Raw genomic sequence first — 20,262 nt, forward strand, 5'->3', positions numbered from 1 at the left:
CGACCGCGCTAAAGACTACACGCTCAGCTTATCTGATGTACAAGAGATTGGTGTCATGCCGTTCAGCGTTACACGCTACATGAACGATCCACCTTCGCGACAGGAGATGAATGCAGCCGGTCTTCGGTTTGCCCAACGGCTTGACGATCACCTTGCAGCCTCTCGCAACAAAGACATTTTCATCTATATCCATGGCTACAATGTCGATTTTGACTACTCGACCCTTGTTTCCAAAGAGTTGCAGCACTTTCTGGGCTATCAGGGCGCTTTCATCAGCTACAACTGGCCCGCTACACCCAATCGCCTGGCGTATTTCCGGGATCAGGAATCTGCATTGGCGACGCGCCGCAATTTGCGGTCTCTTGTCGAATACCTGTCGGCAAACACCAACGCCCGGCGCATTCACCTTATAGGATACAGCGCTGGGTCGAGGCTAGCATTTGAAGCCGCCTATCAGATTGCTTTGCGGCCTGAACCAAAGCCACGGCTGGGACGGCTGATCCTGATCAGCAGCGATCTTGATCGAAGCTACTTTTTGCAATCGATTGAAGACGGCCTTCTGGATGCCGTTACAGATTTGACACTCTATCAATCGCAGACTGATTCAGCGCTTGCGATGTCACGGTTGGTTTTCGGTCGCGACCGTCTGGGTCAGGTTTCCGATGAAGCAATAAATGGGTCTCTGTTTCAGCGCCGACTTTCTGAGATGAAAACCCTACATATCATCGACGTGACCGAGGCCGAAGCGGCCGATACAGGAAACGGGCATTGGTATTTCCGATCTTCGCCATGGGCCAGCAGTGACCTGTTCATTTCTCTGCTTACAGACCGAGATCCTCAAGCGCGCGGGCTTGTGCGTGCTCCGGGCGAAGCTGTCTGGAGTTTTCCACCGAACTATCCGCAGACACTAAAACGGTATCGAAATGGCAGCTAATACTGGGATTCCAACGGATGAGAACCATTTGAACCAGATTTTGATTATGTTCTATGAGCCTGACAACGCACCTAGAGTGCCAACGCAAAGCTGACGTTCGAGCAACGCGCAGCATCGGTTTAAGTGGGCTCATCGCTGCCATTTGGTCGGTCGCAGCATTTTCGCATATTGGACGGGGCTGGACCTGCGGGGACGGCCCTAAGCTGCCCTTCACCACATCCTGCCATCGCTGCGGCGCGGCCCGTCAGACCGGACTTTCGCTGCGGCCGCACCCTCGCTTGGGTTTCGACATTACAGAATGCGGACAAACCGAACTTTCAATCAATGATTCTGAACGTCCGCTTTCCTATGCCTGAGAGTGTAAGTGTTTTGCCCACTCCTTACTGAAGTCTCCGAGTGGGCAAAGATGATCATAGAGGTGTTGTCCCAGATCAGTCGACGCATATCCTTCAGCAACGCGATGAACAAATCCCGCCGCTTGAAGCTCTTTCAGTCGGGTGTTGAGTGCCGCAGGTGAGATTGTTTCGCACTCTTCTTGCAGCTTTCGGAATGTGCATGGGCCAGCCTCGCTCAACGACCAAAGGACTCCCATAGCCCAGTGCCGTCCAAGCAGATCGAACAGAGCCATAATGGGCGCGCCGCTTTTTGAACCACGAACAGGCTGACCTGGTATCGGTATCTTAGTCACTTGCTATACTTTCTGTAGCAACCTATATTGCTATGCAATTTGTAGCAACCCAAGTCGATATTGCAATGACCAAGACAGACACCTACGAAATCCGTGATGATCGGTTCAGACGCAGCATCAAACTGGATGAGCCGATCGAGCAAATCTGGACAGGCGGTAAATGGACAGAAGGACCGGTGTATTCTCCGACGTTCAGATGCCTGATCTGGAGCGACATTCCCAATGATCGACGGCTCCGCTGGGACGAACTGACCGGAGCAGTCGGAGACATCCGCTCAGGCCTCGGATGCTACACGAATGGCTCAACGCTCGACCGGCAAGGGCGGATCGTGGCTTGCGAGCATGGGACGCGCAGTGTCACCCGGATTGAGCATGATGGGTCGGTTACGACTCTGGCCAGTCACTTCGAGGGAAGGCGGTTCAACAGCCCCAACGATGTTGTGGTGCGATCAGATGACACGATCTGGTTCAGTGACCCGGCCTACGGGATCGAGTCTGACTACGAAGGGTTTCAGGCTGACCCAGAGCTTGACGGTGAACATGTCTATCGTCTCGATCCAGCCACCGGCGATGTCACACAAGTGACTACTGACTTCGCCTGTCCGAATGGACTTGCATTTTCGCTGGACGAGCAAACGCTGTATATTGCTGACAGTGGCGGCACGCGTTACGCAAGCGGAGAGCATCATATCCGCGCGTTCTCCGTTAGTGCAGACGGCAAGCTCTCAGGCGGGGATGTCTTTGCTGAATGCGAAGAAGGCGTCTTTGACGGATTTCGGCTCGATACCCAAGGCCGTATCTGGACGAGCGCAAAGGACGGCGTTCATTGTTACCACCCGGATGGCACGCTGCTGGGCAAGATTTTCGTCCCAGAAGAGGTCTCGAATGTTTGCTTTGGCGGGCCGAAACGCAATCGCCTAATCATCACCGCGTCCACAAGCGTATATGCGGTCCTCTTGCCAACAACCGGCGCTTTGCTGTTCTAATGGCAGAGACTTTTGCGCTGAAGGCCCGCGCGGGCCGCGCGTTACGTCTTGTGCAAGGCGCACAATTGAGAGTTCCCAATACCTTCAGGTCTCAGGTACTCGACGCGCGGGCGTTCATGGCGGATGACATCGATTTAACCGCGTTCTGGGCCAGCAAGGCAATACGGTTATCCGTCCCGTGCAAACCGGCGGGCAACCGATGCTCCGGTTCCGTCACCGACACCTGTAATCAGACAGACTTTACCGTTGGTGGCGGCTCTCCTTTGGGAAGGATCAGCTTGTATCAAGCTGCTCTAAATCAAGGATTTCATATCCGCAGCGAAGGTCGGAAACGCATATAGCGAGGACTTGAGATCGCTGGCAGAGATGCCGTGACGCATGGCCATCGCAAAGAGATGAATCAGTTCGTCACCGTGATGGCCCAGAATATGTGCACCCAAGACTTGATCGGTACTCTTGTCGACCAAAACCTTGGACCAGGCTGCCGTTTCCGCGTAGGTCTTGGTGGAAAACCACCCGGACATATCAGAAACCGTAACTGAGACATCGAGACCCTTTTCCCGCGCTTCGGCTTCAGTCAGGCCCACGGTGCTGAGCGCTGGAACGGTGTAGACGGCGCTGGGGATCACGCTGTAATCCGGCCTTTTAGTTGGTCCATGCACGATGTTGTGGCCGACAATCTGACCCTCATACGTTGCGATGGGGGAAAGTTGAGCGGAGCTGGTGACAGCATCGCCTGCAACCCAGACTGAAGAGTTGGAGGTGGACCGCATCGTATCGTCGATCAGAATACGAAGTCCGTCATGCTCGACACCGGCGGCATCGAGGTTAAGCCCGTCGATATTGGCGACGCGGCCTGCGCCGTTGACGACCCGCTCGGCCAAAAGACTTTGATTTCTGCCGTCATGTTCGAATTCAACTCGCAACCCGTCGGCAGTCTTCTCGATTGCCGTCACCGATACTCCGGTTTTGACCGCTACGCCCAGCCGTTCGGTTTCCGCTTGCAGAGCCGAGACGGCGTCGCTGTCCAAACGTGGCAGCAACTGTGGCAACGCTTCAAGGATTATCACCCGCACACCGGCTCGTGCGAAGACGTGACCGAACTCCATGGCAATGACGCCGCCGCCAATGAAGACAACTTCTTTCGGCAATGTCGCATCGGACAGAACCTCATCGGACGTGATCATGTGCTCGCTGCCGGGAATAGGCAGAGGCCTTGGCTTCGATCCTGTTGCGATAACGATGTCCTTGCCATGTATAATCTGACCGTCGACCTCAACCTCGTTCGGCCCGACAAAACGCGCAGTGCCTCGAAAGACATCCCCGCGTTTTTCGGCCAGCCCCTGCATGGCTTCAGGGATGAAACCAATCAGGTCTTTCTCTCGGTCGATCAGTTTCGCCCAATTGAGCTTTGGCTTGCTGACTTCGATCCCATGGATGGGGGCTTGTTCGATCTCGTGCATTGCATGGGCGGCCGCCACCAAAACCTTTTTTGGCGTGCAGCCGCGATTGGGACAGGTCCCGCCGAAATCGCGTGCTTCGATAAAGGCAATGGACTTTCCGGCTCTATGTGCCACGGAGGAAACACCGAACCCTGCATTGCCCCCACCAATAACGATCACATCATATGACTCGCGCATATTGTTACTCCTCTCGTTCTAATTTCTGATTGCGGATCTTTGTCTATAGAGATCACATGGCGGAACCGAAGCATTCGGTGTGGATTTGCTCGGCGGGAACGCCTTGGCTTTCCAGGTCAGCCTGCACGTCGCCCATGAAACTGACTGGTCCGCACAAAGAGTAATGCGCGTCAGGTTTTTCGATCAGTCAAGCAAGCAACGCTCCGGTGACGCGTCCCCGGGAATTGTGGTCGCGGCCATAGACATCTCCAGTTGCCGGACCGCCAACGGTTAGGCAAGCTCACGCGCAATATGACGTGCCTGGGCCTGAGCTGAGGCAACCGAAGCTTTGTGACGCTCATCCGCGAATTCCTGATACTCGGCCGCAGCTTCGAACATGCGTTCTGCGCCTAGGTACTTGCGCAAGGTGCCGATATGCGCAGAAAGGTGGCCCGAGTCATTGCGAATCCCACCGTTCTCAAAGCCGAATTCGCCAGCCGATGTCAGCAGCACCAGTGTTTTTCCGGACATGATCGGTTCCAGAGGGAAGTCGCCGCGCGCCAAATCAAACGTAAATGTCTTATTGATCCGGATGATCTGATCAAACCAAGCCTTCAGGGCTGCGGGCATGCCATAGTTGTACATGGGCGTCGAAATCAGAAGGATGTCGGAGCGGTCGAGCTCGTCAATCAGCGTATCAGACAAGCTGACCAAAGCGCTCTGTTCAGGAGTGCGTTCTTCATCCGGTGTAAAGACGGACGCGATCCAATCGTTGGAAATGAAGTCCGGCGGGGTCATTCCGACGTCACGCACAATAATTTCGACGTCCGGATCAACCGTTTTCCATTCTTCCACGAAACTGTCCGCCAAAGCGCGGGAAATGGAGTTATAGGCCGAAACGGGGTTGTCGGTGCGGCGTACGCTGGCGTCAATTCTCAGGATTGTGGTCATCTTGTCACCTAGTCAGTTTGCAATGAACCATTCAAAGGTGAAGCCAGAGACGCACAGGTACAAATGAAGAGAATTCTGAATAGAGTGAGCTGACCTCAGCCATCTCTAATCGCTGAAAAAATCTTCTCCAGATGAGACGACGTCGCAAGTATATCCGCGTCCCTGTTTGCGCCGCCGCTCAAGGATAGGCTGACCCCCGGTCTCCGTTCTCCAAATGGAATGGAAATTGTTGGGGCATTGAGGAAAGCGGCTTTCATCGATACCGACAGGATACGGGCGTTTTCCCGTGCAAAGACCCCTTTATCGCGGGTCACGGCTTGAACAGACGGCGGGTACGACGGCAATGTCGGGTAAAGCAGCATCTTCCCTGCCAGTTCCCTGCCAAAGTCTGAGATGAATGCCCGCCGGATTTCCAGCAATGCCTGCAGATCTGTGCCAAGGATTGAAGCCGCCTGAGCAAGGCGATCCTGCACATTTGGGTCCAGTCTGGCCTGCTGGTCTCCGACCAAGCTTGGCAGAATACGAAAGGCTTCGGCACTCACCAGCGTTCCATAGGTTTGGAAGATCTCCGTGACACGAGTGAAACTACGGATATCAACCCTTTCCAATTCGATGCCATGATCGGACAAATGCTGCTGGGCCTGTTCGTACATAGCCCTGATTTCCGGGGTAAATCCCACCAGGGCGTCTTCCCTCAGGCACAGAATATGACGGCAGGCGTCCCCGGTTTCTTTGCAATCCGACAAAACGCGATCTACAGCGCAAATCTGACTGACGTTAAAAGCGAGTGAGCCTGGCGTATCCAGAGAAGGCGCCAGTGGTAAAATCCTGGCGCTTTCATAACGGCCCATAGTTGGGCGAAACCCCACCAGGCCCTGACAGGCGGCCGGAATGCGCACGGAGCCGGAGGTATCTGTGCCCAATGCGATGTCGGCCAAGCCCAAGGCAACGGCTGACGCCGATCCGCTCGAGGACCCTCCGGGCACCAGTGTGCTATCCAACGCATTTAGAGGGGTGCCGAAATGCGGATTAACTCCGAGCCCGGAGAAGGCGAACTCCGACATGTTCACATGACCCAGAATGATCGCGCCCGCAGAACGTAGCTTGGCCACGATCGGGGCGTCATTGTCTGCTGGTTGAGGATCGATGGCCAAAGATCCCGCATGGCTTCGGAGCGCTTGCACGTCGATATTGGCCTTCACCGCAAGAAACTGGCCGTCCAACGGGCCAAGCAGGCTCCCTGCGGCCTGCCGCGCGGAGGCGGATCGGGCATCATCCAACAGTCTATCTGGCGCAACGCTAAGGAATACCTCGCGCTGCGCGTCGAGCGAAGCCACGAAGTCGCGCGCCCGTTGAAGGATATTCATGTCGTCAGGGCCGGAGCCTTATAATAAGGCAGTTCTTCAACCCGTACGCTTTGCCGGTCTGCCTCATATTGCGTGCGCACGTGCTGCGCGATCTCTCCGAGAGTGGCGAACCAGACGTCACCCCTGTTCAAGATGGTTTCCATCCAGTCTTCCACCTGCCGCCACCGCGCCAAACGCCCGGTCAGGAAGGGATGCCAAATACCGATCCAGAAGCCACCTTCTTCGTATTGGGCTTCGAATTCCTCCCAAAATGGGGTCAGCCCGGCGCGTGGCCCGGCGACGGGCATCATGTAGCCAATCTCCTCAAAATGGGCGAATTGCGGCCAATCGTCGGTCCCCCAATGCGACGGAAGTTCGACCAAAGTCCGCCCGCCGGATCGCATGAGATATGGCACATCATCCGCCATCAGCGAACTGTCATAGTCGAATTCATGCTTGTTCAGCAAGTCGATGACGGCTTGCGTCACATTGTAAACCGGCGCGCGATAGCCTTTTGGCACATTGCCCAGAACCCGCTTATGCGACTCCAGCGCGCGTTCAAACCAATAGGCTTGTTCAGACGCGCTATGGTTTGTCGGGTCTTCGTGCAAATAGCCATGATGGCCGATTTCATGACCATCTTTCAGGATGGCTTGCATAGCATCTGGATATTGCTCCACGACCCATCCGGGGGCGAAGAAGGACTGTTTCAGCCCGAGACGTTTGTAGGTTTCCAGAATCCGAGGGATGGCAACCGTCGGCCCGTAGCGCCCCATGGAGATCGGATAGAGGCGATCATGCCCGTCGACCGGCTTTGCGATATGGATCAGGCTGTCCGCATCGATATCAAAGGTGATCGCACAGGCGCATCGCGCGCCGTTCGGCCAGATAATTTTCTTCTGCATGGTCTTGCTCCTCTGTCACTATTGCGGGGCGTTTTTCGTCAGCCAATCGTCATACCAGCGCTGCAATGCGGATTTGACGGCGGCATATTCACTGGCGCTCAACCTTTGATCCGCGGCGCGCTGCATGCCGTCGGTGATGTTTTGAAGAATTTTCTTTTCGTCGCACTTGATGGCTTCGCCGTGCGAAACGGCCAGCTGTCCGCCGGTGAAGACGCTCTGGATATCCGTGGATTTTGCCGAGCTGACCAACAGCTCAACCGGATCAATGCCGGGGTCCAACCAGGGCCCTTCAAGACGGTCCAGGCGCAGGATTAAAAAGTTGGCGAGTTTGCCGGCGGACAGGCTTCCGATGCTGTGATCCATACCCATCAAACGCGCGCCACCCATAGTGGCCATGTCGAAAACATCCTTCGCGGTCAGGCTTAGGTTTGCCCGATCACTTGACCAATAAAGGCTTTGCGCCAAACGCATTTCGGCGAACATATCGTCATCACCTGCCAGGCTGGTCCCATCCATCCCCAGTGCGAGGTCAATGCCCATCCGCTTCATCAATGGCGCGGGTGCAATGCCGGACCGCAGCCGCAAGTTGGAACTGGGATTGCACACGATATGCGCGCGCGCCTCGGCCACTTGCGCCAGATCTTTTTCGTCCGCCCAGACCATATGCGCCAAGGATAAGCCGTCAGAAAGCAGGCCAGCTTTACCCAATTCTGCGACGGCACCCTGAAAACTCCTGGCTGTAGCCGACAGGTGCTGCAGCCGAGATTCCTCGGCATGGGTGTGAATGCGCTGGCCGCTTTCGCGAACCTCCCTGGCGATGTCGCGCAGGGTCTCTTGGCCCGTCCAATGCGGTGCCGTGGGGCCAAACCACACATCAGCGCATTCAGAAGCCGCGTATTTGCCATGCATCCGGGACAGAAGCCGCACAAAGCTTTGCGGTTCAATACGTGCGCGCGCAACGTGCTGGCGCTGCAGTTTGCATCGCAGAACCACGGGCAAGGTGGTCAGAAACGACTGGCTTTGCCCGTATGGATGCACAAGCTGGTTGTGCCATCTCTCGCCTGGCGCGATGGCACAGGACAGGCCAAGCCCATTATATACGGCGATTTTGTCCCTTATCTTCGCTTCGGCAAAGGCCGCTGTGTGACCCGCGGTGCAGGCATCCACAACAGCCGTTACCCCATTCTTCAGCAAGCGCATTGCCGCGTATTCGGTGGCGAGGCGCGGCGCAACGTCAGCTGCGCCAGCGGAGGCGAAAATCCAAGGCTCTAACAGGTCATCCCGTATCCCTTGGTTGATCAGGTTCACCCCATAGCAATGGTGATGCGCATTCACAAACCCGGGCAGGATCGCAGTGTTTGTGTCCGAGTGCACCCTTGCGCTGGGATAACGTGACTTTAATTCGGCCAGAGGCGCCAAGCCAGCTATTCTGCCGTCTAGAACATAAAGCGCGTAGTCGTTGTGACTGTGAAAGGCATCTTCGATGATCCAGCGGGCGGAAAATATGTCGCCGCCATCAGCCGTCATGAACAACAAATTCCAGCGCGCTCGGCTTGCCTTCGTCCCCGTTTACTGGAGTGACATCCTGCGGGCAGGCCGACATCACGGCGTAGACTGGCATCTCAGCTTTGAAGGTCATGCTGTCCCCCGGCTTTGACACTGGCGCAGCCCAGGCAAGGCTGCCATCAGGGTGAACTGGGACGTTCATCCACAGATTGAAGGGCGCTGGCACATGCGGTGCTTTTTTCCCGATAGCAAGCAAGGCCTGCCTCAAGTTGTCGGCGCAATTGTCGTGGTAATCAGTGACGCCCAATTGCTTGTACCGGTTGGCATCGCAAGCGGCGATCGTTGTGTCATGCACACCCGGCGATGTGTCTTGGGTCAGCGTCAAAAGAGGATTGCGCAGATTGCTGACCAACCTGTCACCGACCTTTGGGAAAACAGACAGAAGATCCGTGTGCACATGCGGCATTGAAATAAATTCATGCAGCTCTGCCGCATTGAACGCCCAGAAATCGCAGACTTGCCGGCCGGTCGGATTGGTGATGGTCAAAGTCTGCCCGGCTGTCAAACGCACCGCGACACCGCAACGTGCTGGCACTGTATACCGTTGTGCAATGACCGGGACGCCGTCGGCAGAGACCGTGCTGTCCAGAGTTTGATTGAAACCATGGGGTCGGGAAGGGTCAAAACTTTGCATGTGCAAGAACTCCTGGTTAGGGGTTCAGAAACGCATGCTTCTCGGCAATTTAGAAATGACAAAAATTCAAGCGACGGATTAGATCGTTGCGGACGCGCTAATCTTCAAAAAACCTTTGACCGACGGCGCTGTCACGAAACTCATCTGCTTGGTCCAATAGCCATTCCCGGAACGCACGAACGCGTGCACGATTGGCGTAAGTTTCCGGGCAAACGAGAAAATAGCTCTTGTTCTTCAATGCCGTATCAAAGGGGGCGACCAGCATATTACGTTCCAGAAAACGCGCGGCGGCCAAAAGGCTGACCAGGGCCACACCATGACCATCGCTTGCCGTCAGCAGGCAGATGTGTTCCTCGGAATAAGTGACATAGGGCTCGACATCACCAGTCTGCAAGCCAGCCGCGTCCATCCAGCGCTCCCAACTCGGATCCGCATCGGAAAACCCGCTCCATTGGTATTCGATCAGACGAGACTTCAGAAGCTCTTCGGGGGAACTCAATGACTTCGCCTTTTCCACGCTGCAGACAGGGGCCACCCAGTCATTCAAGACCCAAGCCACATTGCTGTCAGGATAATCGCCAAAGCCATACCGAATGGCCACATCCACATCACTGGATTTGAAATCCACCAGTTGATCGCTTGACAGAACCTTTACCGAAATCTCCGGGTATTTCTCGTAAAAGCCTCGCAGCCGCGGGCTCAGCCAGTTGGCGGCAAAGGACCCGGTGGTTGAGATTGTCAATGTGCCCGCAAGGTCGTCTTCCTCCAGCGCGAGAGAGGCGGCTTCGATGTTCTTGAAGGCCTCAATAATGTGGGGCGCGTAATTGGCCCCATCCTCCGTCAATTTCAAGGCGCGGGTCAGCCGGTGGAACAGGGGTACCCCAAGTTGATCCTCCAGCGATTTGATCTGATGGGAAATGGCAGTCGGAGTGACGCATAATTCATCGGCGGCATCCTTGAAACTCAGATGCCGGCAGGCTGCTTCGAAGGCCTGAATGCTTTTCAACGACGGTATCTTCGCCATGACGCGCGGCTTTGCTCTCCTGATGCGATGCTATTTCGTCGTTCCACTCTAACCCGATTGCCAGTTCTCATGTGGACGAATTTCTCAGCTATGAGGTGAAAACATCTAATTTGAGAAGATAGGACATTCTCTCTTGAATTTGCGTGAAAGTTGGGAGGTTGTCTTGGATCCATTTTTGAAAGTCACCGGCATCGACAAGTCGTTTGGCGCCGTTCGTGCATTGCACGATGTCAACCTGCTGGCCTCGAAGGGCGAGTGCATTGCGATTTTGGGCGAGAACGGAGCGGGGAAAACCACGTTCGCAAGCGTTTTGATCGGTCTGTATCAGCCCGACAACGGCGAAATCAAACTGGGCGGAACACCTGTTTCGGTGACCAGCCCAGCAAAAGCTATTGAGCATGGGATTGGCATGATCCACCAGCATTTCAGCCTGGTCGGCGCGATGAACGCCGAAGAGAACATTCTGATCGGCTTGCCCAGCACAAAGAGGGGTGCCGAAGCGCGGGCGCGCATTCGGCAGCTTTGCAGCGACTTTGACTTTAACGTCGATTTCGACATCCGCGTCACGGAAATGCCTGTGGGCATGAAGCAAAGGGTGGAGATCCTTAAGGCGCTGTTTCGCGATGTATCGATCCTGATCCTGGATGAACCCACCAGCGTTCTTGCCCCGACCGAAGTTGCGCCGTTTCTCAAAGGGGTGCGCAAGCTGGTCGCCAACGGCTGCCTCGTCTTTTTCATCAGCCACAAGCTCGATGAAATCCGCGAAATTGCCGATCGCGTCATGATAATGCGCCATGGGCGTGTCGAGGGAGTCCTTCCGGTTGCGACCACGCCGATGGCCCAGATGTCAGCGCTTATGATGGGAGAAAAGTCGACCGGCGAAACGGTCGAGACGCCCAAGGCCAAAAAGGCGCGCAACGACATCAGCTCAGCACCGGACGCTCTGGTTGTCTCTGATGTCTGCCTGATCGATCCAGGCGGCGCGGAAATCCTGCAGGATCTGACCCTCTCCGTGAAGGCTGGCGAAATTCTCGGAATCGCCGGGATCGACGGCAATGGCCAGACGGAGTTGAGCGAGGTGATCACCGGCCTCAAAAGACAAACCAGCGGCGCCATCCACCTTAATGACACGGAGATATCAAGCGCCTCCATCGCTTCGCGCATTGCAGATGGGATAGGCTTTGTGCCCGAGGACCGCCATGCCGAAGGCTTGGTCCTGTCGCTCAGTGTCGAAGAAAATATGGCTTTTCGATCCATTGGCGAAGACAGGTTCATGGCTGGCGGTCTGATTTCCCGGCGCGCGATGCACGAGATCACGTGCGACGTGGTCGCGGCCTTTGACATTAGGCCCCCAGACCCGAAATTGAACGCCTCAGCTTTGTCCGGCGGCAACCAGCAAAAAATCGTTCTGGCCCGTGAAGTGGCCCGGGCGCGCAATCTCTTGGTCGTCGTACAGCCGACAAAAGGGCTTGATGTCGGCGCAACGGAATTTGTTCAGAACCAGATCCGTGCTGTCGCCCAAAGCGGCGTGGGCGTTCTCTATATCTCCACTGAACTTGAGCATGTGCTCGACATCTCTGACCGCGTCGCCGTGATGGCTTTTGGTCGGATCACGGGTGTTGTCGATCCAGAAAACACAACTCTTCAAGACATTGGGCTCTTGATGACCGCAGCGCCGGAGGAGGTACAATGAACAGATTTACCATGCAACGCCGGATTGCGATTGCTTTGCTTTCAGCGCTGAGCGTTGGCGGCGTGCTGATCCTGCTGGACGGGCACAACCCGTTTGAAGCCTATAAGGTTCTGTTTCTGGAATCTTTCCTGAATTACTGGGGCTTCTCCAATACTTTGGTCAAAGCCTCGCCGATGCTTCTGGCCGGGCTGGCCGTGATCATTCCGATGCGCGCCGGTGTGTTCAATATTGGTGGCGAGGGGCAGATTTATATTGGTGGGTTGTTCGGCGCCGTCTTCGCTTTGGCGATCCCCAATCTGCCCGGTCTATTGGGCGTGCCACTGATATTTATCGCCGCCGCCGCCGGTGGGGCGTTTTGGGCGGCAATTCCTGCGTATCTCAAAGCCTATCGGGGCACGAATGAGGTCATTGTCACGCTGCTGATGAACTTCATTGCGATCCACATCGTCAGCTACGCCGTGGCTGGGCCGCTATTGGCCGAAGGCGCGCCATATCCTTATTCCGAGGAAGTCTCAGAAGCCTATCGCCTGCCTATTCTGATGCCGCGATCTGATACCCATGTGGGCTTTGTATTCGGGCTGGCCATGGCGGTTATCTTGTATTTCTGGCTGCGCTTCACGCCATCGGGCTTCCAACTGGACCTTGTCGGGCGCAATGCCCGCGCTGCGGCCTATGCCGGAGTGGACCAGAAAAAGACCGTCATCCGCGCCATGTTGATTGGCGGCAGCCTTGCAGGCATGGCCGGCGCAATCGAGGTGATCGGGTTGAAGTACCGCCTGTTCCACCTGTTTAGCGATGGCTACGGCTATGACGGAATTGTCGTCGCCTTCCTTGCGGCTCTTAACCCAATTGTCGCGCCTTTGACCGCGCTGTTCCTTGCCGGGCTTTCTGCCGGCGCGGGAACGATGCAACGTGCCGTCGGGGTCGACAGTTCCGTCATCGAAGTGGTCGAGGGGCTCGTCGTAGTTTTTGTCGCTGCCGCTCTCGTGACACCGCGAACCACGTCAAAATCCATTCGGAAACTCCTGACAAAAACCTGGGGCTGCGCAGTCAAACACAACGCCGGAAGAAAGAGGCATAAGCTATGATTGATCTTGTTTTACTGGGCGACGTCCTTGCCGGAACCGCCCGATTGGGTACACCAATTGCTTTTGCTGCCCTTGGCGGGGTGATCGCGGAACGTGGCGGGCTGTACAACATCGGCCTCGAAGGTCAGATCCTAGCCGGAGCGCTTGGCGCTGCTGCTGGTTCTTTCGCAACGGGCTCCGCCGTGATCGGGCTCGGATGCGGGATAATTTGCGGCCTGATCTCTGGCCTGCTGCTTGGGTATATGTCGATCCGGCTGCGCATCAACCAGCTGGTTGGTGGTATCGCGCTCAACCTGCTGCTGGCCGGACTCACAGCATTTCTGTCCCGTCAGATATTTGGTGCTCAGGCCGGAGGGGCGCGAGTAAACGGATTCTCGCAGATCTATTTTCCCTTCTTGTCAGATCTTCCCGTCGTTGGCCCGTCCTTGTTTTCCCAGGATCCGCTGTTCTACCTATTGATCGGGTTGGCAATAGCAGCCTGGTTCTGGCTGATGAAATCCCACAAGGGTCTGGACCTGCGCGCCGTTGGCGAAAACCCGAAGGCCGCGGACTTGGCCGGGGTTCCTGTCTTTCGCATGCAATATCTCGCGATTGCAGCTAGTGGAGCCCTCGCGGCGCTTGCCGGAGTGCATCTGGTCTTGTCGCAAGTCTATGTGTTTGCGGAGGGCATGAGCGCGGGCAAAGGCTTCATTGCGCTTGCGGCAATCATCCTGGGACGTTGGTCGCCCATCGGCGCGATCTGCGCGGCGCTTTTCTTCGGCTTCTGTGATGCGGTGCAATTCAAACTGCAATTCACCTCGCCAGAGATTCCCTATCAGCTCTTCCTGATCTTGCCTTACCTGGCATCGCTTATCGCACTCGTGGTCCTCGGAGCCAAAGCCAGCGCACCTGCAAGCGTCGGACTGCCTTACGACCGAGAGCATCGATAAATCTCAGCCGTGACGTGAGAAACCATCGTTTTTCACGTCGCGATACTCCCGTCACCCTGACAACACATATCCAGTATGGGAGAACAACAATGCAATTGAAGTCCAAACTATTGGCGGGGCTTGCGGCACTGATGTTGGCAGGGTCTGCGACTGCTGACGGGATCGAACGCGCCGCGATCGTTATGCCCGGATCGATTTCTGACAATGGCTGGAACCAAGCCGGATTCGAAGGTCTCACCAAGGCAGGTGAAGCGCTCGGCTTTGAAGCCGCTTTTTCCGAAAGCGTGCATCAGCCCGAACAAATCGAAGTCCTGAGCGACTACGCACGCCGGGGGTATGACCTTGTGATCGGTCACGGCGGAGAATTCCAGGACGCCGTGGAACGTGTCGCTGCACGCTTCCCGGAAACCATGTTCATGGTGAACAACGGACTGGGCACCAAAGACAACATTGCCAACGCGGATTTCTATTTCAGCCAAATCGCTTATCTGATGGGCTACGTTGCAGGCTCCATGTCAGACACAGGCACCATCGGCATCATCGCGGCGCAGCAGTTCAAGTTCACGACCGACACGGTTGCTGGCTATGAAGCGGGCGCCAAAGCGGCCAATCCGGACGTCAGAGTTCTGGTTACCTGGACCGGTGACTGGGATGACATCGCCAAGGGCAAAGAAGCTGCGTTGAACCAAATTTCCCAAGGCGCCGATGTCGTCTGGCCGACAATGGACAGCGCGACGCTGGGCTCCATGCAGGCCGTTCAGGAAGAAGGCGTCGATGGCATCGGCATCTATCGTGATGCGATCAACGAATGGCCGGAAATCCTACAGTCCGCAATCTTGGATGTCCGAGGCAACATGCGGTCCTACCTGGAACTGGCAGCTGCTGGAAAACTGGAAGGTGCACTCTACCGGGCGGATATGGGCAATGAATTGGCCATGCGGATCGGGTCGTTCCATTCAGATATCCCGGTGGACGTTGTGGATGAAGTCAACAATCTGATCGACGCCATGAAGTCAGGCACTTTGATTGTAAATCCACAATAATGCATTCCTAACAATCGCGCCTCCCCCTAAACTCGCCCTCAAGTCTGGGGGCTTTTTTTGTCAGAGACAATCAATGATTGAAGCCTTTCGCTTGTACCGCGTGGGACTGTGTTTCCCCCGATTTCGTCGGAGTCGCTGTGCTTTCTATTGATGGTTTTTAGTTCTGCAATGTCCGAGAACAAACAACTCCAGGGCTGCCTTAGATCCAACCATGCAAAACGCTCAATCAATATCGTCCTTGCAAAATCTGTGACCAGACATTCCTGCGCATTGCAGCATCGGTCGAACTGGGCTCACTCCGCGCTTTAGTGCAAGCGCAGCGTGCAGCGACCAGAAAAGTCTCGCTTCGATGAGACGGTCCAATCCAGCCGTTCAAGAATGTCCGACTCTGCACTACAGCATTCCCCGAAGAAGACATTGCCGGACTGCCCCGCACTTTGGGTGTTCTTGGTCGGTCCAGGTTTAATTTTAGAGTATCATCGGCCCTTGTCCCTAAAGCGGACCTGCATCCAAATCCCAATAGGGTGCGTCGTGCCCGATGCGTTCCACGACGAAATCCAAAAACGCGCGAACTTTCGCTGGCATGTGCTTTCGTTCAGGGAAGACTGCGTACAGCGCCTGTTCAGGCAGGCGATATTCGGGCAGCACCCTGACCAGACGGCCACTGGTCAAGTGGGCTCCAGCAATAAAGGTCGGCAGGCGACCGATACCAAGACCGTCAAGCAGCACGGTGCACAGGGCTTCACTGTTGTTCACGCGCAGAACACCAGATGTCTGAACGCGCATGTCACCCGCGGGCCCTGCTAAGCGCCATTCCGAAGGGTCGCGCGAATAGGCGTAGTGAAGGCAGGAATGCGCCAGAAGATCCTCAGGTGTTTCTGGCGTTCCGGACTGCGCAAGATAGTCCGGCGCAGCGACAATCACGCTGTGGATCGGGGCGAGTTTGCGTGCGATCAGGGCCGAGTTCGGCAGCGTTCCGGCGCGTAAGGCCACGTCGATGCCCCCTTCGACGAGATCGACAAATTTGTCATCCATCGTCAGGTCAATTCTGATCCCCGGATATTGCCTGAGGAATGCAGCAACCATAGGCGCAACATGCAGTTGTCCAAAGGACATGGGTGTACTGAGCCTTAGTAATCCAACCGGTTGCCCCTGCAACGCCGCAACTGCGTCTTCGGCATCCTGCGCTGCGTCAAGCGCCTGCGCCGCGTGTGCCAGATAGATTTCGCCCGCCTCGGTAAGGGAAATGGACCGCGTCGACCGATGAAAGAGCTGCGTTCCCAGATGGGCCTCCAGCACGCCGATCCGCTTGCTGACCGCTGATTTTGTAAGACCCAGATGCCGGGCGGCGGCTGCGAACCCGCCATGGTCCGCCACAGCAACAAAAACGGGGATAGCGCCAATTTCAGTCATGTTTTGCGATCCTTTGGGCGAATTTTACTCACCTATAAGTTTCAAATTCACACGATTATCATCAAATAGAAAGCCTAATAGTTATCTGCATATCCTGTTAACGCCGGAGGCTGCCATGCCCAAGATGCTTATCAACGGAGTTCTGCGTGACAGACCGCTCGCCTCGGACGGTCGTTTTCACCGCCTGCAAAGTCCATTCACGAGCCACATCAGCGTGCAACCGGGCGCCCCGTTTCCGAACACGCCCGGCCGGTACCACCTTTACCTGTCCAAAGCCTGCCCCTGGTGTCATGGCGTCGATCTGATTCTAACTTTGAAAGGCTTACGCAATGCGTTCAGCATCGCATGGATAGACCCGGTCATGTCGGAAAACGGCTGGGTCATCGACCAGACCCTGTTCAACGACCAAAGCGGTGTCGAACGCACCCGCTTCCTTTACGAAGTCTATCAGCACGCCAAGCCGGATTACACGGGTCCGATCAGCGTGCCTGTGCTGCTGGACAAAGTGACGGACCGGATCGTCAGCACCGAGTCGGCCGAGATCATGCGCATGCTTCAGACGGCGTTTCCCGATGCCGCGGGACCCGATCTTCGCCCGTCCCATCTTTGCGAAGAAATCGACCGGATCGCCGAACAAATTCAGTCACCGATCCGCGAAGGCGTCTATCGCGCCGGGTTTGCAACCAGCCAGATCGCGTATGGCGAGGCCGTAACGGCGCTCTTTGCCTGCCTCGACGCGATTGAAGAAACGCTTGGCCAACGCCGGTTCCTAGCCGGAGACGTGCTGACAGAGGTTGACCTGAAGCTGTTTCCGACACTTCTGCGGTTTGACCCGGTCTATGTGACCCACTTCAAGACCGACTACAAACGCATCAGCGACTATGTTGCCCTGTCCCGCTATCTGGCCGACATCATGCGGTTGCCGGGCGTGGCTGACACTGTGGACATGGCCCATATCCGTCAGCACTACTTCCTCAGCCATCGGCACATCAACCCCAGCGGAATTATCCCGATCGGCCCGGCTTCTCTGCGCTTAACCGATGTGCCGGAAATGGGGGCCGCGTGATGCCTGATATTGTCAGAAGATCCCCTGTATCCGCGCTGATCTTGGCCATCGGTGTCCTGGTGGGGGTCAGTTTCACTTTGTCCAAATTCGTCTCGATGGCAGGAATATCAGCTCTGACCGCTTTGTTCTGGCAGGTTTTGCTGGCCAGCATCGCGCTGTTGGCGTTGTGTTTGCTGTCGCAGAAGCGCGTGGCGCTCAACGCGCGGCACATTCCCTATTATGTCGGCGCCGGAGTTTTCGGTGTCAGCGGCCCCGCTGTGATCGGGTTTCTGGTGCTGGAGCATGTGAGCCTTGGGTTCTATTCCGCCCTCGTCACGCTGTCACCGCTGTTTACCTTTGCGATAACGGCACTGATCGCGCGCAGGATGCTGCCGTTGCACCGCCTGGTTGGTATTCTGATCGGCCTTGCCGGGGTCAGCCTTGCCACCATGGGTGGGTTTGACCTGTCGGGAGTCGAGCCGGCGTGGATTGCCCTGTCGCTTTTGGGGCCCTTGTTTCTGGCCTGCGGCAACGTCTTTCGCAGCTATGCCTACCCGCCCGGCGGCGATCCGTTGGGGCTGGCGACCGGAACGCTTCTGTCACAGCTGTTGCTGATTTCCGCCCTAATACTGGGACGCGGCACCACAATCAGCGACGTCTCGGTGCCCCCTGCCCTGCTTGGCGCAATCTTCGGCATCGGATCCATCACTGCGCTCAGCTATGCGCTGACCTTCGAAGTACAGCGGCGCACGGATGGCGTTGGGTTCGCCCAGGTCGGCTATTTTGCCACGCTTTCCGGCATCGCAATCGGGGCAATTGTCTTTCGGGAACCTCTTGGCCTTGGGCTGCTGGGGTCTCTCGCAATCCTGTTCCTTGGGCTAGCCGTCACCAACGGCCACCTGAAACTCCCGCCGATCCTGCACCGACGGTCACAGGCCAACCAGACTTAGACCCACCGATAACTTTCAAACAGAAAAGGAAACCAAAACATGCAAATCACGGCCCCCACCACAGCGGCTCACGCGCCCCGGATCGCGTCCCTTTATTCAGCGGTTGACGCGCTCGACGAAGCCGGCGTTGTCGAGCATGTCACCGAAGACGTGCAATTCCAGCTTGGCAATTTCGAACAGATTGACGGGCGCATAGCCGTGCAAGCCGCGAACGCGGAATTCTTTGCCACGATCCAGGGTATGCAACATACCATCACCGGCATCTGGTCCAGCGGCGATACCGCGTTCTGCGACGGCACCGTTGACTACACGCGCAAGGACCAAAGCACACACCACGTGCGCTTTGCTGCACGGTTCAACTTTCGCGAGGACAGGATCGCGGATTACCGGGTGTATGTGGATATCTCGGGTCTTTGACGCGCATGGTCAGGGCGGCGCGCGTTGCCTGCCGCTCTGGCCGACACGGGCAGAAGCGGCCATAATTGCGATCCAGCTTCAGAAGAGAGTTCGATGACCGATCGCAGCATTCTGGAACAGCTCATGACGATGTCCGACGTCGTCTGGGACCGGCACTCCAACCCGTGGAGCGGCTGGAGCCGTCTGAGCATCCCGCCCCTGTTCGTTCTGGCCGTCTGGAGCCGGGTTTGGCTGGGCTGGTGGTGCCTTGTTCCAATCGGAATTGTTGTCTTCTGGACATGGTGGAACCCGCGCGCCTTCCGCAAAACGGCCAATCCGGATAACTGGATGTCCAAAGGTGTACTTGGGGAACGGATCTGGCTTGCGCGCGCGAAATCGCCGATCCCTGCAAGGCACCGCCAGATGCCTCTTGTTCTGGCCGCAGTCAGCGCGGTCGGTATCGGCCCCTTGGTCTGGGGGCTTTGGCAGCTTCAAATCTGGCCGACGCTTCTGGGGTTGCTGCTGGTTATGGGTGGCAAGCTGTGGTTTCTGGATCGCATGGCCTGGCTCTACGAAGACACTCAGGCACAGGCAAATCGCGCAACAGCCCGGTGAAAACGGAAAAGCAGGAGCATCAGATGCCCCTGCCATTCCGGGTCTGCCAGGACACGCTTAAGCTTGTGGACCCCCATGCGCCGAGGACCGCTGCGACAGCCCCAAAGACATCAGGGACACACCGGCGAAAATCAGGTTCAGGCCGGCAAGAACCCCCAGCAGAACAAGGGACGAGCCATTGACGATACCGGTCAGGATCAGGCCGCCAAGCAGGATGGCCATCGCGCCGGACGCAATCATCAGCGCCATGGGCCGCTCCTGACGCGACCGAATGGCAATTACGATCCGCAACACACCTTCGGCCAGAAAAACCGCGCCAAGCGCAAGGGTCAGTGCCAGAACGCCGCCGAACGGATCAAGCAACAGAACAAGCCCCGCAAGCGCGTTCAGAACACCGATGGCCAACAGCCAGAAGAACCCTTTCCACGCCTTTTCCG

The 20,262-nt window shown here is 56.5% G+C and carries 20 protein-coding genes; 10 read left to right on the forward strand and 10 right to left on the reverse strand.

The window, feature by feature from the left end; genetic code table 11:
* Positions 1–55: 55 nt before the first annotated feature.
* Positions 56–934, forward strand: coding sequence for an alpha/beta hydrolase (locus AC2FNN_RS14850; protein WP_496759304.1), 879 nt, complete (start codon positions 56–58; stop codon positions 932–934).
* 346 nt (positions 935–1,280) lie between these two features.
* On the opposite strand, the gene AC2FNN_RS14855 is transcribed toward AC2FNN_RS14850, so the two are convergent.
* On the reverse strand, positions 1,281–1,562 hold the full coding sequence (locus AC2FNN_RS14855; RefSeq protein ID WP_496759305.1) for a winged helix-turn-helix transcriptional regulator: 282 nt from the start codon (positions 1,560–1,562) through the stop codon (positions 1,281–1,283).
* A 125-nt stretch (positions 1,563–1,687) separates the two neighbouring features.
* On the opposite strand from AC2FNN_RS14855, the gene AC2FNN_RS14860 reads away from it, so the two are divergent.
* Positions 1,688–2,608: an SMP-30/gluconolactonase/LRE family protein gene (locus tag AC2FNN_RS14860; RefSeq protein ID WP_170451039.1), complete on the forward strand. Its 921-nt coding sequence runs from the start codon at positions 1,688–1,690 to the stop codon at positions 2,606–2,608.
* A 293-nt stretch (positions 2,609–2,901) separates the two neighbouring features.
* On the opposite strand, the gene AC2FNN_RS14865 is transcribed toward AC2FNN_RS14860, so the two are convergent.
* The 7 genes from AC2FNN_RS14865 to gcvA all read right to left on the reverse strand — a co-directional run bounded on the left by AC2FNN_RS14865 (position 2,902) and on the right by gcvA (position 10,653).
* Positions 2,902–4,248, reverse strand: coding sequence for a dihydrolipoyl dehydrogenase family protein (locus AC2FNN_RS14865; protein ID WP_496759306.1), 1,347 nt, complete (start codon positions 4,246–4,248; stop codon positions 2,902–2,904).
* Between the two features lie 270 nt (positions 4,249–4,518).
* On the reverse strand, positions 4,519–5,178 hold the full coding sequence (locus AC2FNN_RS14870) for an NAD(P)H-dependent oxidoreductase (protein WP_170451043.1): 660 nt from the start codon (positions 5,176–5,178) through the stop codon (positions 4,519–4,521).
* Between the two features lie 95 nt (positions 5,179–5,273).
* The gene (locus tag AC2FNN_RS14875) at positions 5,274–6,545 is read right to left on the reverse strand and encodes an amidase family protein (protein ID WP_170451045.1); all 1,272 of its coding nucleotides are present in this window, start codon (positions 6,543–6,545) and stop codon (positions 5,274–5,276) included.
* Positions 6,542–7,429: a polysaccharide deacetylase family protein gene (locus AC2FNN_RS14880; RefSeq protein WP_496759307.1), complete on the reverse strand. Its 888-nt coding sequence runs from the start codon at positions 7,427–7,429 to the stop codon at positions 6,542–6,544. Before AC2FNN_RS14880 ends, AC2FNN_RS14875 begins: the two co-directional genes overlap by 4 nt.
* Before the next feature lie 18 nt (positions 7,430–7,447).
* Positions 7,448–8,956 (reverse strand): amidohydrolase family protein, encoded by a 1,509-nt coding sequence (locus tag AC2FNN_RS14885; RefSeq protein WP_496669189.1) that lies wholly within the window; start codon positions 8,954–8,956, stop codon positions 7,448–7,450.
* Entirely contained in the window at positions 8,946–9,629 is a 684-nt protein-coding gene (locus AC2FNN_RS14890; protein WP_496759308.1) for a DUF1989 domain-containing protein, read from the reverse strand. The genes AC2FNN_RS14885 and AC2FNN_RS14890 overlap by 11 nt, the downstream gene beginning before the upstream one ends.
* 97 nt (positions 9,630–9,726) lie before the next feature.
* A complete protein-coding gene (gcvA, locus tag AC2FNN_RS14895) occupies positions 9,727–10,653 on the reverse strand; it encodes a transcriptional regulator GcvA (RefSeq protein WP_171329854.1) in 927 nt (308 codons plus the stop codon).
* Positions 10,654–10,786: 133 nt separating this feature from the next.
* Here gcvA and AC2FNN_RS14900 point away from each other — a divergent pair, with 133 nt between their 5' ends.
* The 4 genes from AC2FNN_RS14900 (at position 10,787) to AC2FNN_RS14915 (ending at position 15,406) form a co-directional block, all read left to right on the forward strand.
* A complete protein-coding gene (locus AC2FNN_RS14900; RefSeq protein ID WP_496759309.1) occupies positions 10,787–12,346 on the forward strand; it encodes an ABC transporter ATP-binding protein in 1,560 nt (519 codons plus the stop codon).
* Positions 12,343–13,434, forward strand: a complete 1,092-nt coding sequence (locus AC2FNN_RS14905) for an ABC transporter permease (RefSeq protein WP_496759310.1) — start codon at positions 12,343–12,345, stop codon at positions 13,432–13,434. The genes AC2FNN_RS14900 and AC2FNN_RS14905 overlap by 4 nt, the downstream gene beginning before the upstream one ends.
* Positions 13,431–14,363 (forward strand): ABC transporter permease, encoded by a 933-nt coding sequence (locus AC2FNN_RS14910; RefSeq protein WP_496759311.1) that lies wholly within the window; start codon positions 13,431–13,433, stop codon positions 14,361–14,363. Before AC2FNN_RS14905 ends, AC2FNN_RS14910 begins: the two co-directional genes overlap by 4 nt.
* Positions 14,364–14,452: 89 nt before the next feature.
* Positions 14,453–15,406 (forward strand): BMP family protein, encoded by a 954-nt coding sequence (locus tag AC2FNN_RS14915; protein WP_496759312.1) that lies wholly within the window; start codon positions 14,453–14,455, stop codon positions 15,404–15,406.
* Between the two features lie 492 nt (positions 15,407–15,898).
* Here the strand turns inward: AC2FNN_RS14915 and AC2FNN_RS14920 are convergent, their stop codons facing one another.
* A complete protein-coding gene (locus AC2FNN_RS14920; protein WP_170451060.1) occupies positions 15,899–16,819 on the reverse strand; it encodes a LysR family transcriptional regulator in 921 nt (306 codons plus the stop codon).
* 115 nt (positions 16,820–16,934) lie between these two features.
* On the opposite strand from AC2FNN_RS14920, the gene AC2FNN_RS14925 reads away from it, so the two are divergent.
* The 4 genes from AC2FNN_RS14925 to AC2FNN_RS14940 all read left to right on the forward strand — a co-directional run bounded on the left by AC2FNN_RS14925 (position 16,935) and on the right by AC2FNN_RS14940 (position 19,825).
* The gene (locus AC2FNN_RS14925) at positions 16,935–17,885 is read left to right on the forward strand and encodes a glutathione S-transferase family protein (protein WP_496759313.1); all 951 of its coding nucleotides are present in this window, start codon (positions 16,935–16,937) and stop codon (positions 17,883–17,885) included.
* A complete protein-coding gene (locus tag AC2FNN_RS14930; RefSeq protein WP_496759314.1) occupies positions 17,885–18,814 on the forward strand; it encodes a DMT family transporter in 930 nt (309 codons plus the stop codon). Before AC2FNN_RS14925 ends, AC2FNN_RS14930 begins: the two co-directional genes overlap by 1 nt.
* Positions 18,815–18,853: 39 nt before the next feature.
* Complete coding sequence (locus AC2FNN_RS14935; protein WP_170451066.1) at positions 18,854–19,231, forward strand: nuclear transport factor 2 family protein; 378 nt, start codon at positions 18,854–18,856, stop codon at positions 19,229–19,231.
* Between the two features lie 93 nt (positions 19,232–19,324).
* Positions 19,325–19,825, forward strand: coding sequence for a DUF6653 family protein (locus AC2FNN_RS14940; protein ID WP_496759315.1), 501 nt, complete (start codon positions 19,325–19,327; stop codon positions 19,823–19,825).
* Positions 19,826–19,882: 57 nt separating this feature from the next.
* On the opposite strand, the gene AC2FNN_RS14945 is transcribed toward AC2FNN_RS14940, so the two are convergent.
* Positions 19,883–20,262, reverse strand: a 380-nt coding sequence (locus tag AC2FNN_RS14945) for an HdeD family acid-resistance protein (protein WP_496759316.1), incomplete at its 5' end; no start/stop codon positions are given.

It is taken from the genome of Ruegeria sp. BHSA118 (assembly GCF_059613405.1).